1 protein-coding gene is annotated in these 502 nt (G+C 48.8%); it reads right to left on the reverse strand.

What is annotated here, in order from left to right; all coding sequences use genetic code 11:
• Positions 1-5: 5 nt before the first annotated feature.
• Positions 6-502, reverse strand: a 497-nt coding sequence (locus U8U68_RS22765; RefSeq protein WP_437124466.1) for a hypothetical protein, incomplete at its 5' end; no start/stop codon positions are given.

The raw sequence follows: 502 nt of genomic DNA on the forward strand, positions 1-502 counted from the left end.
TTTTATTAATCAAGCGGAAGGGATTGCCAAAATTCAGCATCCCTTCCGCTTGATCCGTTAATCGATGAAAAAAGTACTCTTTGCATAACTGGAGAAATACCTTCAGCATCGGTTTTCCCGTTACGCTCTTGTAGTATGCCCCATAGGACAGCGGCTCTGTTTACCAGCTTTACACAGGTAACGCCATTGCCTGAACCATTCACATTCATTAGGAGGAATTTGAAATGAACGAACAAGTAGTCGCCAACCCGCTGGGGACCGAGCGGGTTGGAAAATTGATGATCCGCTAGGCCATTCCCAGCATTATTTCCATTGTGGTCAACTCGCTCTACAACATGGTGGATCAGATTTTCATTGGGCAGGGCGTTGGTTACTTGGGCAACGCCGCTACCAATATCATCCTGCCGCTCACCTCCATCCTGTTGGCCCTGGGCATGATGATCGGTGACGGAACGGCGTCTTACATGAGTCTGAATCTGGGAAAGGGCTGTAACGAGGACGC

It is taken from the genome of Acutalibacter intestini (genome assembly GCF_034334985.1).
In the GTDB taxonomy this organism is placed as follows: domain Bacteria; phylum Bacillota; class Clostridia; order Oscillospirales; family Acutalibacteraceae; genus Acutalibacter; species Acutalibacter intestini.